The organism is Dietzia sp. SL131, assembly GCF_026672565.1.
GTDB lineage: Bacteria > Actinomycetota > Actinomycetes > Mycobacteriales > Mycobacteriaceae > Dietzia > Dietzia kunjamensis.
The window spans coordinates 1,147,815-1,163,258 of the sequence record NZ_JAPPRI010000003.1 but is presented as its reverse complement, the minus strand read 5'-3'; the positions used below and the strand labels follow the sequence as shown (position 1 = coordinate 1,163,258).

General features: G+C 70.8%; 16 protein-coding genes and 1 tRNA gene. All 17 read right to left on the bottom strand.

Going from position 1 to position 15,444, the window contains the following annotated elements; all coding sequences use genetic code 11:
* Nucleotides 1-49 precede the first annotated feature (49 nt).
* Nucleotides 50-454 (bottom strand): glycine cleavage system protein GcvH, encoded by a 405-nt coding sequence (gene gcvH / locus OVA21_RS06240; RefSeq protein WP_268092022.1) that lies wholly within the window; start codon nucleotides 452-454, stop codon nucleotides 50-52.
* A 47-nt stretch (nucleotides 455-501) separates the two neighbouring features.
* A complete protein-coding gene (locus OVA21_RS06235) occupies nucleotides 502-1,266 on the bottom strand; it encodes a CDP-alcohol phosphatidyltransferase family protein (RefSeq protein WP_268092021.1) in 765 nt (254 codons plus the stop codon).
* Complete coding sequence (gene secA2 / locus OVA21_RS06230) at nucleotides 1,263-3,560, bottom strand: accessory Sec system translocase SecA2 (protein ID WP_268092020.1); 2,298 nt, start codon at nucleotides 3,558-3,560, stop codon at nucleotides 1,263-1,265. Before secA2 ends, OVA21_RS06235 begins: the two co-directional genes overlap by 4 nt.
* Before the next feature lie 87 nt (nucleotides 3,561-3,647).
* Nucleotides 3,648-4,787, bottom strand: coding sequence for a hypothetical protein (locus OVA21_RS06225; protein ID WP_268092018.1), 1,140 nt, complete (start codon nucleotides 4,785-4,787; stop codon nucleotides 3,648-3,650).
* A gap of 115 nt (nucleotides 4,788-4,902) precedes the next feature.
* Nucleotides 4,903-6,504 carry a polyamine aminopropyltransferase gene (locus OVA21_RS06220; RefSeq protein WP_268092017.1) on the bottom strand — a complete coding sequence of 534 codons (1,602 nt, stop codon included), beginning with the start codon at nucleotides 6,502-6,504 and terminating at the stop codon, nucleotides 4,903-4,905.
* Nucleotides 6,505-6,526: 22 nt separating this feature from the next.
* The gene (locus OVA21_RS06215) at nucleotides 6,527-6,979 is read right to left on the bottom strand and encodes a DUF350 domain-containing protein (RefSeq protein ID WP_067715773.1); all 453 of its coding nucleotides are present in this window, start codon (nucleotides 6,977-6,979) and stop codon (nucleotides 6,527-6,529) included.
* 43 nt (nucleotides 6,980-7,022) lie between these two features.
* Complete coding sequence (locus OVA21_RS06210) at nucleotides 7,023-7,442, bottom strand: DUF4247 domain-containing protein (RefSeq protein WP_067715770.1); 420 nt, start codon at nucleotides 7,440-7,442, stop codon at nucleotides 7,023-7,025.
* On the bottom strand, nucleotides 7,439-8,059 hold the full coding sequence (locus OVA21_RS06205) for a DUF2617 family protein (RefSeq protein WP_268092016.1): 621 nt from the start codon (nucleotides 8,057-8,059) through the stop codon (nucleotides 7,439-7,441). The genes OVA21_RS06210 and OVA21_RS06205 overlap by 4 nt, the downstream gene beginning before the upstream one ends.
* Entirely contained in the window at nucleotides 8,056-8,682 is a 627-nt protein-coding gene (locus OVA21_RS06200) for a DUF4178 domain-containing protein (RefSeq protein WP_268092015.1), read from the bottom strand. Before OVA21_RS06200 ends, OVA21_RS06205 begins: the two co-directional genes overlap by 4 nt.
* Before the next feature lie 174 nt (nucleotides 8,683-8,856).
* Nucleotides 8,857-8,930, bottom strand: a tRNA-Pro gene (locus OVA21_RS06195).
* 71 nt (nucleotides 8,931-9,001) lie between these two features.
* Nucleotides 9,002-10,468: a ribosome biogenesis GTPase Der gene (gene der / locus OVA21_RS06190; protein WP_268092014.1), complete on the bottom strand. Its 1,467-nt coding sequence runs from the start codon at nucleotides 10,466-10,468 to the stop codon at nucleotides 9,002-9,004.
* Nucleotides 10,465-11,193: a (d)CMP kinase gene (cmk, locus tag OVA21_RS06185; protein WP_067715760.1), complete on the bottom strand. Its 729-nt coding sequence runs from the start codon at nucleotides 11,191-11,193 to the stop codon at nucleotides 10,465-10,467. The genes der and cmk overlap by 4 nt, the downstream gene beginning before the upstream one ends.
* Entirely contained in the window at nucleotides 11,190-12,032 is an 843-nt protein-coding gene (locus OVA21_RS06180) for a pseudouridine synthase (RefSeq protein ID WP_371517504.1), read from the bottom strand. Before OVA21_RS06180 ends, cmk begins: the two co-directional genes overlap by 4 nt.
* The gene (gene scpB, locus OVA21_RS06175) at nucleotides 11,956-12,669 is read right to left on the bottom strand and encodes an SMC-Scp complex subunit ScpB (RefSeq protein WP_067715754.1); all 714 of its coding nucleotides are present in this window, start codon (nucleotides 12,667-12,669) and stop codon (nucleotides 11,956-11,958) included. Before scpB ends, OVA21_RS06180 begins: the two co-directional genes overlap by 77 nt.
* On the bottom strand, nucleotides 12,660-13,505 hold the full coding sequence (locus tag OVA21_RS06170) for a segregation and condensation protein A (protein ID WP_067715751.1): 846 nt from the start codon (nucleotides 13,503-13,505) through the stop codon (nucleotides 12,660-12,662). Before OVA21_RS06170 ends, scpB begins: the two co-directional genes overlap by 10 nt.
* A 7-nt stretch (nucleotides 13,506-13,512) precedes the next feature.
* Nucleotides 13,513-14,388, bottom strand: a complete 876-nt coding sequence (locus OVA21_RS06165; RefSeq protein WP_067715749.1) for a ParA family protein — start codon at nucleotides 14,386-14,388, stop codon at nucleotides 13,513-13,515.
* A 102-nt stretch (nucleotides 14,389-14,490) separates the two neighbouring features.
* Entirely contained in the window at nucleotides 14,491-15,441 is a 951-nt protein-coding gene (locus OVA21_RS06160; RefSeq protein ID WP_082923875.1) for a site-specific tyrosine recombinase XerD, read from the bottom strand.
* Between the last annotated feature and the right edge of the window lie 3 nt (nucleotides 15,442-15,444).

Genomic DNA, 15,444 nt, shown 5'->3' with positions numbered 1-15,444 from the left:
TCTATGTCGGAGTCCCCGGTCGCGGGGCCCGGGGGCGGCGACTACCCGCTCAGCCCTCGGTGATCTTGGCGTACCCGTCAGAGTCGAGTGTCTGCTCGAGCTGGCTCTCCAGGTCGTCCACGTCGGCGATCTCCAGAACGACGATCCACCCCTCACCGTAGGGATCCGAGTTGACCAGTTCGGGCGAGGTCTCGAGGGCGCTGTTCACCTCGACCACCTTGCCGCTGAGCGGCGCGTACAGGTCGGACACGCTCTTGGGCGACTCGACCTCGCCGAAGGATTCTCCCGACTCCGTGTCCCCTCCGACCTCGGGGAGCTGGACGAACACGATGTCTCCGAGCTTGGACTGCGCGTACTCGGTGATCCCGATGCGCACCCGGGTGTCCGACACCCGCTCCACCCACTCGTGCTCATCGGTGTACCGGAGCTGGTCGGGGATGTTCTGATCGCTCACTGACGCGCCCTTCTCGAGTGGCTCACTTCGAATTCCATCTGGCGACATTACACACCGTCGGGCGCCCCCACATCAGCCGATCGGGCCCCGCGTGGGGGAACCGCCCGCGCGATCCGCCACGCCTGCCACACGTAGATGCCCCCGCTCCACGCGTACAGTCCTACGCCCCAGTACAGGCACGCCTCCCCCACGAGCTGGAAGGCCTGTCCACCCGGCACACCGGCGTGGCCAGCCAGCAACAGCGGGAGTGACCAGAACAGGGCGAAGGTAGCCGCCTTGCCCAGGTAGGTGACCTCGGGTACCAGACCGCGCCGGCGGTAGACCGGAAGAGTGCTCGTCAGCAGCAGGTCCCTGGCGATCAGGACCACCACGATCCACACGGGGATGTATCCCGCGACCGCGAAGGCCACCGGCACGGCGGCGACGAGGATCCGGTCCGCGATCGGGTCCAGTCGCTCGCCCCAGGTCGAGCGCATGTTCCACAGACGCGCGATCTTGCCGTCGAGCCAGTCCGAGACGACCAACACCCCGAGCAGCCACAAGGCCAGGGGTGGGTCGTCCCACGCCAGGATGCTCAGGATGAGAACCGGGATCAGCGCGATCCGCGCGAGCGAGATCGCGTTGGGCAGCGTCCAGAACCGATCGCTGACCTCGGGTACGCGGGCCGGCGATTCGGGGCCCAGGCCCGGCGGGACCGCCGCGGACAGGTGCCCGTCGCGGGGAGGCGGGATCCTGGCGCCCAGGACCTTGCCCTCTCCGGTCCGCCACTCCCGGAGGTCGGTTTCCCGCCTGCCGTCGCGCGCCGCATTCATCGGAACGTCGACATCATCCCGGAGAAGACGTTCCCACCGGCGGCCATCGGATTGTCGTGGACCATGTAGGTCCAGGTCGAGGTGGGACGCGCCATGGAGTTGGCCTCGAGGTCCACCCCGGAGTCGGTGAACTCGATCTCGGAGAAGGTCGCCTCGGATTCACGGACGGCGTCGGCGGCGAGGTCCCGGAAGTGGTCGATCGCGATCCGATGGAACTCGTCGAGGGGGTTCTCACGTCCCAGTGCGCGGAGGTGGATCGACTCCCGGACGTCGTTCATCGTCTCCAGATGCCGGGCCCAGCCCCGGTCGAGATGCCACAGCATGATCTCCCGGCAGCCCTGCACCACCGCCTCACGGCCGTGCTCGTCCACCAGCGCCTCACCCCGCGCGGGATCGTGTGCGGTGAGTTCCTCGAAGGCCCTGTCCGTACGCAGGAGCGCAGAGCGCCGCTCCGCGAGGATGTCGCGTTGCTCGGCGAGCAGCCGACTGTAGCGCCAGGTGTTGGCGTGGATCTCCAGCATCTGCCCCTCGGTCACCCGCTGGGCGTGATCGACGGCGTCGCGCCCGCGATTGCCCTTGAGCAACCCGGACATCCTGTCGTGGCTGGTCGGGATCTTTTCGGGTTCGAGCGCCGAGGTCACCACGGGGTCGTCCATGGCGGCGAAGAACACCGAGCTGCCCGGGTCGCCCTGACGCCCCGCCCGTCCCCTGAGCTGGTTGTCGAGCCGCTCGGTCCGGTGCCGTCCGGTACCCACCACGTGGAGACCGCCGAGTTCCACGACCTCGTCGCGTCGGGCCTCGTCGGAACCGCCGAGGCGGATGTCCGTCCCGCGCCCGGCCATCTGGGTGGAGACGGTGACGTTGCCGACGTCACCGGCCTCGGCGATGATGGCCGCCTCCTCCTCGTCGTTCTTGGCGTTGAGGACCGAGCACTCGACCCCCTTCTCGGCGAGCCGTGCGGCCAGTTCCTCGGACTCGGCCACGTCGTGGGTGCCCACCAGGACCGGCTGACCGGTGGCGTGGACAGCAGCGATGTGTTCGACCAGCGCGCGGGTCTTGCTGTCGGTGTCGATGTAGGTGCGGTCGGCCTCGTCGAACCGGATGTTCGGGGCGTTGGGGTCGATCCGGGACACGCCCAGGGAGTAGAACTCGCGCAACTGGGCACCCGCCGCCAGCGCGGTGCCGGTCATCCCGCACACCTTGTCGTACCGGCCGATGAACGCTTGGACCGTGATGCTGTCCAGGATCTGCCCCGCCTCGGACACCGCGACGCCCTCCTTGGCCTCCACGGCGGCCTGGAGCCCGTCCGGCCACCGCTGGAGCTCGGCCACCCGTCCGCGGGACGCGTTGACGAGCTGCACCCGTCCGTCGCGGACGATGTAGTCCACGTCCCTACGCAGCAGGAAGCACGCGTGGAGCGCGACGTTGACCTGGACCAGGGTCGTACCGACGTGGTCGGCGTCGTAGAGGTCGGGGATGCCGAGCTCGGTCTCGATGGCCTCGGCGCCGTCGTCGGTGAGGAAGATGTTGCGGCGGTCGGCGTCGGTCTCGTAGTGCCGACCCGGTCGCAGCTTGCGCACCGCGGCCAGGACCTCACCTGTCGGCGCCTCCCCGGAGGTCGAGCCGGCCAGGACCAGCGGCACGAGCGCCTCGTCCACCAACACCGAATCGGCCTCGTCCACCAGGGCCACGTCGGTGGTCGGGGCGATGAGATCCGCGGGGTCGGTCACCAGCTGTTCGCGGAGGACGTCGAACCCGATCTCGGAGACCGAGCCGTACGTGACATCGCAGGAATAGGCGATACGTCGCTCGTCGCGCGTCGAGGACTCCGTCACGTGGCCGACCGAGAGCCCGAGCATTTCGAACATCGGCCCCATCCAGCGCGCGTCCCGGGCGGCGAGATAGTCGTTGACCGAGATGACGTGCACCGTGTGGCCCTGGAGGGCGTAGCCGGCAGCGGCCACCGCCCCCGAGAGCGTCTTGCCCTCGCCGGTCGCCATCTCGACGACATCGCCGGCGAACATCCGCAACGCTCCCTGGAGCTGGACGTCGAACGGCCTCAGACCGACGGTCCGGGTGGCGGCCTCCCTCGCCAACGCGAGGAACCGGGCGAGATCCTCGGGCGGATCACCGAAGAGCTGCAGCCCGTGCGCGGCGTCCGCGAACTCGTCGTCGTCCAGTCCTGCCGCCCACTCGTCGAACCCGTGCGACATCTCGACCGCGCTCTGCGCGCGCGAGGTGTCGCGTCCCTGGGTGGAGCCCATGAGCTTCCAGAAGCGGTTGGCCAGTCCCACGCGTGGAGTCCTTCCCGGTGACGAACAGATGCTCCCACCGTACGCAGGCGGGACGCCGTCGGGGACGCGCCCCTCCGGTCGCGGCGTCTAGCGGTCGGGGTCGATCTGGCCGCGCAACCTCCGCATGGCCTCCGTCGAGAGCATCCGGTCACCCGCGCGCGCCGCCAGATGCTCGGCCGCCACATCCGCCGGGGAGGGACGGTAGGGGGTCGAGGGCGACGCCACACCGTTGTCACGGGCGATGCCGGCGAGACGGTCCGCCTCCGCCACCGCGGCCTCGGCCCGCGACTCCACCGACTCGACGAGCTCCCGGAACGCGACCGCCCTGTCGACGACCTCCGCCCACACCTCGTCGATGGAGACGCCCATACCGGTCAGAGTGGTGAAACCGTCGCTCGCCGGCGGCACCCCGGCCGTGGCCGCGGCCTCGCGCAGTCGGCACAGATCCCCGGCGAGGCCGACCACCTCGGATTCGGCGTCGAACTGCAGCCGGATCTCCTCCACCGACCGTCCGCCCCGCGAGTACGCGCGGTACAGACGGTCGTACAGACCACCGACCTCCATGAGGGTTGCCGTATACATCTCGGGAATCCGACGCCGGTCCGCGCGGATGTGCGGGAGCGAGGGAAGGGACTGCACCACCGACTGCACCCGTGGTGGCAACGCCACCCGGCCCATCTCCCGCTGCCCTCTGGCCGCTGCGACCGTCCCGAGCTCCGCGAGGGTCCGGGGCACGAGCGGGACGGGGGCCATGGTCGGCGTCGATGCCAGGGCGTCGAACAGCCGGCCACGGTCATCGGTGTCCAGGTGCACACCGCGCCGCCGGTCGGCGCGGATGTCCTTGACCCGGAAAGCCCAGACGCCGGAACCCCGGGTGAACCCGGTCCGCAGGACGAGGTACTTCCGGTCGAGATCTGCGAGTCGGGTGCGCAGCGCCATGCGCAACATGGAGGGCACCGGGGTGCCGAGGATCCGCCTCAGGTCGTGACGCTGCTCCTCGATGATCCGGACCTGGTGGAATCCGTTCACCGTCGGGAACGGCAGATTGCGGTGCATCCGGGCCAGGACGACGTCGCCGATACGGGGTTCGATCAGCCCGCAGGCGACGAGCAGAGCCGCCCGGTCGGACAACTCTGCCACAGGGGCCTGCCCCTCCCCCCGGCACATGCGGTCGATATCGGACACGATCCGGTCCCGTGCCGTCTGTGGCGTGCGCTCGTCGGCCATGCCCCTCCTCGCCCGCGCGTCCGGCGCGCGGCTCTTCTCACGGGATACCTATCGGTTACAACGGTAGGCCCCGGCCCCGTGTTCCCCCGCGGGTGGCAGGCCGGCTCCGCACCGGTCAGCGTTCATAGCCACGTCGGGCGTCATCGAGGATCCGGGGCCGGTCGAGTGTGGAGGGCTCGAGTCGCATCGGGGCCACGTCGCGACCGAACCGGCCGGCTGCCTCGAGGGTCCCCTGGTCGAGGTATCGCAGGCCGGTGACGTCGGGCCGCAGTCGGAGATCCGGGGCGTCACCGTCGGCCGAGGCCAGGACGAAACCCCAGTCCCCGAACGTCGGGACGTGAACGTGGTACGGGGTCGTGCCCCATCCCGCGGAATCGACTGTCGACACCGCCCGCCAGAACTGCCGCGGTGTGGAGAACGGGCTCCCCGATTGGACGACCATGAGGCCGTCATCGCCGGTGACCCCGCGCACGAGGCCGTAGAACTCCTCGGAATACAGGCGGGACAGCGCGGCGTTGCGCGGGTCCGGCAGATCCACGAGCACCGCCCCGAAGCCGCCCGGCGGCACGGCGCCGTCGCCGCCCCGGCGCAGCCACGCGAAGGCGTCGTCGACCACCACCTCGACGCGCGGGTCGTCGAGGGAACCCCGGTTGTCCGCGCGCAGCTCGGTGCGGGCGATCTCCAGCACGGCCGGGTCGAGCTCCACCTGGACCACTCGCCGAACGCCCGGCACGGCCAGGAGGTCTCGGGCCGCCAGACCGTCGCCGCCGCCGAGTACCAACACGTCGCCGGGCCGCTCGGCCATCGCGGGCTGGACCAGCGCCTCGGTGTACCGGTACTCGTCCAGACTCGAGTACTGGAGCGTGCCGTCGAGGTACAGACGGCGGTCCGTGCGGCCGTTGTACCTCGCTCTGGTGACGACGATCTCCTGGTAGGCGGACTGGGTGTGGGAGAGCACCGGGTCCGGGTACAGCTTGGACCGCGACCACTCGGTGACGTCGTCGAGCGCGACGAGCAGCGTGCCCAGCAGAGCCGCGACCAGCGCGAGCGACAACGCCGCTACGGCAGTCTGTGTCCGGGTCAGCAGACCCCGCAACGCGAGCGCGAGCAGCACGGCCGCGGCGGCCACGTTGACCACCCCCGTGATGGCGGCGGCCTGTTGCATCCCGTACGACGGCAGGAGCAGGAACGGCCACAGCAGTCCCCCGACGAGCGCCCCCAGGTAGTCGGCGGCGTTGAGATCGGCCAGTACCCGGCCGGCCTCGGCCGACCCGGTCCGGCGGCCGGTCTGCAGCAGGGACATGAGCAGTGGCACCTCTGCGCCCACCAGCACGCCGATCGCGGCGGTGGCCACCACCAGCGTCACCAACGACGCCGAGTCCGACCCCAGGGTCGTGAAGGTCACATAGAGCGCCGTGGCCGACGCCCCACCGACGAGCCCCAGCGTCGACTCGACGGCGACGAAGCTCGACGCCGGGCGGTCGACGAACGGCTTGGCCAGCAATGCGCCGAGGCCGAGGGCCGCGACGTACCCGGCCACCACGAGACTCGTGGCGACGATCCCTCCGCCCTGGACTGTCGTCGCGAGCGTGAGGAGGGCGAGCTCGTAGATGAGCCCGCAGGCGGCGCACGCGGCGACGGAGGCCAGCACGACAGGACGCCACCAGCGGCCGGCGCGCGGCGGGGGTTCTCCGGCAGGGTCCGCCTCCGTCGGCACGGGAACCGCCGTGCCGACCTCGTCAGGCAATGGCGGCCGCGTTCACGGCGGAGACGGCGAGGAGTGTGGCCGCGACGGCGAGTGCGGCGGTGCTGAACCGTGGCGCGCCGACGAGGTCGCGGAACCTGCCGGGGACCAGCAGTTCCAGGATCACCAGGGTGACGGCCTGGAAGATCACGCCGAGCAGGCCGTAGACGGCGACGTCGATCAGGCCCAACACCAGGGAGTCCGAGGCGTTGGTCATCACGGTGACGACGATGATCGCGAGGGAGAACGCCGAGGACACGAACAGCGCTGCGGCGTTGGGACGGTGGTCGACGAACACGTGGTGGCGCAGGCTGCCCGGCGTCAGCAGGTCGAGCATGACGAAACCCAGCGCCAGGACCAGGGCGCCGACGCCGAAGTACGCCAGCGACACCCCGATCCCGTCCAGGAGTTCGGGTACGTGGTCGGCGGTTCCGGCGGCGATGGTCACCGTGTCTCCTCGGGGTTCGGGTGATCTGTGGGCGTCTCGTGGGTCACTTCACGCCGACCCCGCCGGAGCTGCCCCCGGCGGACCGCGCCGGGCTGCCCGGCCCGAAGGCCCCGCCGAGGAAGATGAAGCCTCCGGAACGGAGCGTGCGCGAGTTCTCGTCGAGCTGGACACGACAGGCGAGATCGCCGGAGCGGCCGACGACGATCATGTCGTCCCCGTACCTCAGGTACCGGGTGTCCTCGTTCAGCTGGTCGGCGTCCGGCCGCTCGTGGTTGCTGATGTCCCTCGCCGTGGAGTCCCGGTCGCCCCGGCACTCGTAGGTCTGGGACGCGCCGGCCACCGGGGAGTAGTTCTCACGGACATAACGCACGGCATTCGTGCCGGACCCCACCAGGACGAGGCCCAGCAGGACCGCGCACAGTCCGGCGACGAGCGCGATGATCCACCCGCGGTAGGGCTTCACGAGGCCACCCCCTCTGCAACGTCCACCCCGGCGCCGGCCAGCCCGGCGACGTGCACCCCGGCGACGTGCACCCCGGCGACGTGCAACCGGGACGTGGTGGCGACGACGTCGCCACCGCACTCCCCGGAGTCGTCTCCAGCCGGGTAGAGATGCCAGGTGACCCACGACCAGCCCGTGTCGTCCGGCGTCGGAGCCACCACCGATAGCGCCCCGTCAGAGCCCGGGAACCGTCCCGCGAGCACGGTCGGATCGGCTGCCGCGAGCGACGTCAGTCGCTCCACGACCGCCCCGAAGTCGGCGGCGGCGAGGGTCTCGGTGGTCCCGCGCAGATGGTGGACACCCCACGGACCGGGAAAGGACTCCTCGGCCGGCAGAGGCGCCCCGCCGTCTGCCGTTGCGCGGCAGGACACCTCCTCGGTCATCGCGTCGCGTCCGTCGATCATCAGCGTCACCGCGTGTGACGCCCCGAGGATGGACAGGCGTAGAGCGCTGTCGAGTGCGGGGTGCTCGAGAACGGTGGAGACGAGGGCGTTCCGCTCGGGCGTCACGCCGACCCGGTAACCCAGTGCCGCGGCCGCCACATCACTCGGTTCCGTGGCGAGGTCGTGGACGGTCACCGTCTGTAGTCCGGGTCGCCGGCGACGGGGGGCGCCGGGTAGACGGTCAGCTCACCCCGGGACATCGGGCGTCCGGAGGAGACCTCCCAGCCGGCCCCGTCCCAGTCCTCGAAGGACAGCAGCGAGCTGCCGTCCCCGGTACGCATGTCCTGGTACCGCATCCGGCCGCGCTCGGGCAGACCGGTGGTTCCCTCGCATGAGTACTCCGCCTCACCCGACTCCTCGAGCCGATGGACCCGATCGTCGACGATCACCTCGGATCCGGGGCTGACGCCGAGTCCCTTGCGGGTGTTCCACCAGGTGAGCTCGAGGGTTCCCTCGTCCTCCTCGACGCCCAACCACTGCGCTCCGTCGCCGCCCTCCAGGAGATGCTCCCACCAGACATACGGGCCCTGGCGAAGGGTGACCGAGCCGCGGACCACATAGTCGATGCCGCCGTAGGAGACGATCGCACCGGGGCCGAGCTCTCGCGGGCCGAAGCCGTGGACCGGCCGGTCGGCGGCGAGCGGGTCGAGGCGGGGTCCGGCCGCCTCGGGCTTCGTGCCACCCCGTGCCTTGACGATGATCCCGACGACCGCGATCACCGCGACCACCAGCCCCGCTATGACGAGTAGCTCTCCCACCGCGCGCTCACTCCTGGATCGAAGACTGACGGTCGACCCGGGTCGCCGTTTCGTGACCAGGCCAGGCTAACGCACCCCGGATTCTGCGGGCGTGACCCGCCGCTTGAACCGGAGTGAACCGCGGAAATGGACTCAGAGCCGGTCCCCCTCTCGGGAAACCGGCCCTGATCTGTGTCGGGCTGACAGGATTTGAACCTGCGACCCCTTGACCCCCAGTCAAGTGCGCTACCAAGCTGCGCCACAGCCCGTCCGCCACCGCGGCTCGCGCGGCGACTCGATTACCCTAGCGCACCGGTTCCGTCGGACTCCAATCGGCAGGTCACTTGCGCTGTCGACGCTCCTTGACCCGCACGTTCACCCGGACCGGGGAACCATCGAAGCCGAAGGTCTCACGGAGGCGACGCTCGAGGAAGCGCCGGTACCCGGCCTCGAGGAACCCCGTGGAGAAGAACACGAACGTCGGGGGCCGGGTGGTGGCCTGGGTGCAGAACCTGATCCGCGGCAGACGACCACCACGCATGGGCGGCGAGGTCGCGGCGACGACCTCGCTCATCCACGTGTTGAGGGGCCCGGTGGGGATCCGCTTGTCCCAGGAGTCCAGCGCCGTCTCCATCGCGGGCACGAGCTTGGCCAAGGCGCGGCCGGTCCTGGCCGAAATGTTGACCCGGTGGGCCCAGCTCAGCACCCGGGACAGTTCGCGGTCGATCTCCTTGTCGAGGTCGTACCGCCGGTCCTCGTCGACCAGGTCCCATTTGTTGAAGGCGATCACCAGCGCCCGGCCGGCGTCGGCGACCATCGAGATCACCCGCAGGTCCTGCTCGGTGATGGGCTCCGAGGCGTCGAGGAGCAGGACGACGACCTCGGCCGCCTCGATCGCGCCACGGGTACGCAGAGAGGCGTAGTACTCGTGACCGTAGGCCTGGTTGACCTTGCGGCGCAGGCCGGCGGTGTCGACGAACCGCCAGGTGCGTCCCCCGAGCTCCACGAGCGAGTCGACGGGGTCGACGGTGGTGCCGGCGACGTTGTCGACCACGGAGCGCTCCTCGCCGGTCAGCTTGTTGAGCAGGCTCGACTTACCGACGTTGGGCTTGCCGACGAGCGCGACGCGCCGCGGCACGTCGGTGGCCTCGCGCATCCTCGCCTTGGACGGCAGCTGCCGGAGGATCTCGTCGAGGAGATCCGCCGTGCCGCGACCGTGGGCGGCGGAGATGGCGTGGGGCTCGTCCAGGCCGAGGGACCAGAACTCGGCCGCCTCCAGTTCGGCCTTCTCACTGTCGACCTTGTTGACGGCGAGGATGACCGGGGTGTCGGACCGACGCAGGCTCTTGGCCACCGTGGCGTCGGCGGCGGTGATGCCCACCGTGCCGTCGCACACCAGCACGATGAGGTCGGCCGTGCCCATGGCGATCTCGGCCTGCTGCGCGATGGAGCGGTGCATGCCCTTGGCGTCCTGCTCCCAGCCACCGGTGTCCTGCACCATGAAGGTGCGGCCGTTCCACAGCGCCTCGTAGGAGACCCGGTCGCGCGTGACGCCCGGGACGTCCTCGACGACGGCCTCCCGGCGGCCGATGATGCGGTTCACCAGGGTGGACTTGCCGACGTTGGGTCGGCCGACGATCGCGACGGTGGGCAGGATCTCCACGCCCTCGGTCACGGCCCCGATCTCGTCGGCGAACTCCGCGGCGACCGCCTCCCAGTCGGTGTCGTCGTTCCAGCCGTCCTCGATGGTCTCCTCGCCGGGCCCGGTGGGCAGGTCGAAGTCGGTGCTGTCCTCGTTGGTGGTCACAGTGCGGTCCCTTCTGCGGTGGCGCCGTGCGACGCGTGGATTCCCTCGGCGAGCGCGACCAGGCGGTCGAGCACCTCGTCGAGGGTCAGGTCGGAGGTGTCGATGACGACCGCGTCGTCGGCAGGCCTCAGGGGGCTCGCGGCGCGCGTGGAGTCCTTGCGGTCGCGTTCGATGACGGCGGCCAGCACCTCGTCGTAGTCGGCCCTGCGGCCGGCGGCCAGGTCCTGGTCGGTGCGACGCCGGGCCCGCACCTCCGGGCTGGCGGTGAGATAGACCTTCACCTCGGCGTCCGGCAGCACGACTGTGCCGATGTCACGCCCCTCGAGGACGACGGTGCCCCCGCTGGCGGCCAGCCGTCGCTGCAGGAGGACCAGGTTCTGGCGGACCTCGGGCACGGCGGACACCGCCGAGACCGCAGCCGTGACGCGGGCGGTGCGGATCTCCTCGCTGACGTCCTCACCGGCGAGCAGGACGCGCTCGGCTCCGGCGTCGGTGCCGATCTCCAGAGGCAGGTCGGCCGTGGCGGCGATCACGGCGGCCGCGTCCTCCGGGTCGATCCCGGCGCGCAGGACCTGCAGGGTCGCCACCCGGTACATCGCGCCGGTGTCGAGGTACGCGCCGCCGATACGCCGTGCCAGGGTGCGGGCCAGGGTGGACTTCCCGGTGCCGGCGGGGCCGTCGATCGCGATACGTCGACGCGCGGCCGGGGCGCTCGGGGCGCTCACAGGCCTACCGCCTCGTACAGGTCGGAGACCTCTTTGCGGCCCAGCTTGCGGAAGGTGCCCGCGCGCTGGTCACCGAGCGCGATGGCCCCGAACCGGGTCCGGACGAGCGCCTCGACCGGGTGCCCGACCTCGGCGAGCAGCCGCCGGACGATGTGCTTGCGACCCTCGTGGAGCACGACCTTGACCAGCGAGCGCCCGTCGTGGACGTCGAGGATCGAGAACTGGTCGACCTTGGCGGGTCCGTCCTCCAGGGTCACCCCGGCGCGCAGCTGCTTGTTGACGCCCTTACCCACGACGCCGGTGACGGTCGCCATGTAGGTCTTGGAGACCTCGTAGGACGGGTGCATGAGGCGGTGCGCCAGCTCCCCGTCGTTGGTCACCAGGAGCAGCCCCTCGGTCTCGGCGTCGAGACGCCCGACGTGGAACAGCCGCTGCCCGGCGTCCACGCGGTCCGCGACGAGGTCGCCGACACAGGGCCGGCCCTTCTCGTCGGACATGGTGGTGTGGTAGCCGCGGGGCTTGTTCAGTGCGAGGTAGACCAGGGTGTCGTCCAGGACGATGCGGGTGCCGTCCACGCGGATGACCGCCGTGGCGGGGTCGACCTTGACGCCCATCTCGCGCACCTTCTTGCCGTCGACCTCCACCCGTCCCCGGGCGATGAGCTCTTCGGAGGCCCGGCGGGAGGCGACCCCGGCCTGGGCCAGGATCTTCTGGAGGCGGACCGGTGCGCCGTCTCGGCCAGCGGATTCAGTCATGAAAACGTCACATCTCTTCGTCGTCGTCTCGGGGAGTGGGGTCGGGCGCCGCGGTTCGGCGCCGCCCCAGTGGGATCCGCGGATCGTCCGCGGGGTCGTCGCTCATCTCGTCGACCAGGTCGACATCCGGCAGCAACGGGGCGATGTCCGGCAGCTCGTCGAGCGACGTGAGTCCCAATCTTTCCAGAAATAGCTCTGTGGTCCTATACAGGATGCCCCCGGTGTCCGCATCTGTGCCGCATTCCACCGCCAGCCCGCGCGCCACAAGTGTCCTCATCACGCCGTCGACGTTCACCCCGCGGACCGCCGCGACCCGCGACCGGGTGACCGGCTGCCGGTAGGCGATCACGGCGAGGGTCTCCAGCGCGGCCCGGGTCAGCGTGGACCGGGTGCCGTCCGTGAGGAGCCGTTCCACGTACGGCGCCAGGTCTCGGCGGGTGTAGAGACGCCAGCCGTCGGCGCTGCGACGCAGGTCCATCCCGCTCCCCGCGGCCGTGAGCTCGTCGCGCCACGCCCGCAGCTCGGCCTCGACCTCGGCCGCCGTCGACCCGGCGGCCGCGGCCAGTGCACTCTCCGGTGTCGGTTGGTCCACCACCAGCACCAGGGCCTCGAGCCGGGCACGGAGCGGCGGCCCCTCTGGCTCCGGCACACCGGGCTCGTCGTCGTCCCCGATCGCCACCGGCTCGGGGGCGCCGGGCCCCGACACGTCGCTCACGTCCACTCGTCCCTTCCCTTCGTCACCTCGTCGGCGTCCACGCCCGTCCACCTCACCAACAGGTCCCCCAGTGCCTCGTCCTGGGCGAGCGCGACCGCGCGCGCCCGGTACAACTCCAACAGGGCGAGGAACCTGGCGACGACGACGAGGGAGTCGTCGCACCCCGTGATCAGGTCGCGGAAGTCCACCCACCGACCCTCGCCGTGGAACTTCAACAGCTCGAGGACGCGGCCCGCCTGCTCGGGGACCGAGACGACGGGAGCGTGGATGTGCCCCACCCCCACCTCGTCGACCGGCCGTGGCCGGAACGCGACCGCGGCGATGGTGGCGAACTGGTCGGGATCCACCCCGAGCTCCACCTCGGGGAGCAGTCCCAGGAACTCCTCGTCGGGCCCGGCGGTCCTCGGGTACGCGTGTCGCGCGGTGCGGTCGAGCTCACCGAACAGCTCCGCGACCTGACGGAACGCCCGGAACTGCAGCAGGCGGGCGAAGAGCATGTCCCGGGCCTGGAGCAGGGCCAGGTCCTCGGGATCCTGGACCTCGCCGGACGGGACGAGTCGGGCCGTCTTGAGGTCGAGCAGTGTCGCCGCGACGACCAGGAACTCGGTGACCTCCTCGAGCCCGGCCTCCGTGCCCAGGCGGCGGGTGTGCGCGATGAACTCGTCGGTGACGGCGTGGAGAGCCACCTCCGTGACGTCGAGGCGCTTGGAGTCGATGAGCCCCAACAGCAGGTCGAACGGACCGGTGAAGTTGGTCAGGTGGACGGTGAACGCCCGCGGGTCCCCGACCTCCGTCGCCGACCCGACCGGGTCCTGACCCGACGGGGGCCCGACGCCGGTCACCGCCCGGTCACCTGCCGCGCTGGATGACCTCGCGCGCCAGGGCGCGGTAGGCCTGCGCACCCGCGGACTTCGGAGCCCACGTGGTGATCGGCTCGCCGGCGACGGTGGTCTCCGGGAACCGGACGGTGCGGGTGACGAGGGTGTCGAACACCTTGTCTCCGAACACCTCCACGACCCGGCTGAGCACGTCGCGGGCGTGGACCGTCCGACGGTCGAACATCGTGATGAGGATGCCTGTGAGGTGCAGTCGGGGGTTGATGCGGTCGCGCACCTTGTCGATCGTGTCCGTCAGCAGCGCCAACCCGCGCAGCGAGAAGTACTCGCACTCCATGGGGATGAGCACGCCGTCCGAGCACGCCAGCGCGTTGACGGTGAGCAGGCCCAGCGACGGCTGGCAGTCGACGAGGACGAAGTCGTAGCGGTCCAGGACCGGGTACAGGGCGCGGCCCAGCGCCTGCTCGCGACCGACCTCGTTGACGAGCTGGATCTCCGCGGCCGACAGGTCGATGTTGGCGGGGATGAGGTCCACGCCCTCGACACGGGTCCGGACCAGGACCTCCTCCGTCGACACGGAGTTGTCCACGAGCAGGTTATAGACGGTGAGATCGAGCTGGTGGTGCGGGATGCCCAGGCCCGCGGACAGCGCCCCCTGGGGATCGAGATCCACAACGAGCACCCTGCGGCCGTACTCCGCCAGTGCCGCCGCGAGGTTGATCGTGCTGGTGGTCTTGCCGACGCCGCCCTTCTGGTTGCACATCGACAACACCACGGCGGGCCCGTGCGAGGACAGTGTTTCCGGTTCGGGGATCGCGGAGAACCCCTCGCCGGCCGCCGGGTCGTCGGCGCCCAGGAGCTCGGCGCGGGAGAACAACGCGGGGTCCATCGCCCCAGTGTTCAGCGCCACCGCATCTCCTCTCCTCGCCGTCTCACCCGTGCCGTGTCGAGCGTGCCGTCTCGAGCGCGCCGGGCCGTATCCACGGTCACGTTACCGTGCCCGGGGGTGACACTCGGCCCAGACCTCTCGGAGCGTGTCGACGGTGACGAGGGTGTACACCTGCGTGGTGGTGACCGAGGAGTGTCCCAGCAGCTCCTGGACCACACGGATGTCCGCCCCGCCGTCGAGGAGATGGGTGGCGAACGAGTGCCGGAACGAGTGTGGTGAGACGTCCTGCTGCACACCGGCGCGTCGTGCCGCGACCGACACCACGTTCCACAGGGTCTGCCTGGTGACGCGCCCACCGCGGGCGTTGAGGAACAGGGCCGGGCCCCCTCGGGTGGCGAGCGCGGGTCGGGCACGCACCAGATAGGCCCCCACCGCCTCGCACGCCGGACGCCCGACCGGGACGATCCGCTCCTTACCACCCTTGCCCCGCAGGATCACCGCTCCACCGTCCGGGTGGTCGAGACCGTCGAGGTCGTCGACGTCGAGCCCGACGAGTTCGGCGGCCCGGGCACCGGAGGCGTAGAGCAACTCGAGCATCGCGCGATCGCGCAGGCGTGCGGGGTCGGTGTCCGTCTCGGTGGCGCCGGCCGCCTCGATCACCGCGATCATCCGGTCGACCGGCAGTGCCTTGGGGAGCCGCCGCGGCGGACGGGGCGGGGTGACGGCGGCGGCCGCGTCGAGGGCGGTCACCCCGTCACGGGTGGCGAACCGGTGGAGACCGCGGACCGCCGCCATGGTCCGCGCGATCGAGCTGGGGGCCAGGGCCTTCCGTCCCTCGTCCGGGTCGGCGGTGGCCAACCGGGTGCGGAACTCCTCCACGTGCGCCTCGGTCACGGACGTCAGGTCGTCGACGCCCGAAGCCGCGAGATAGCGGTGGTACTTCTCCAGGTCGCGGCGGTACGCGGCCAGGGTGTGGGCCGAGGCCCCCTTCTCGACGGCGAGGTGGTCCAGATACCCGCGGATCTGCACGGTGGCGCCGCCCTCCGAGGTCACCGG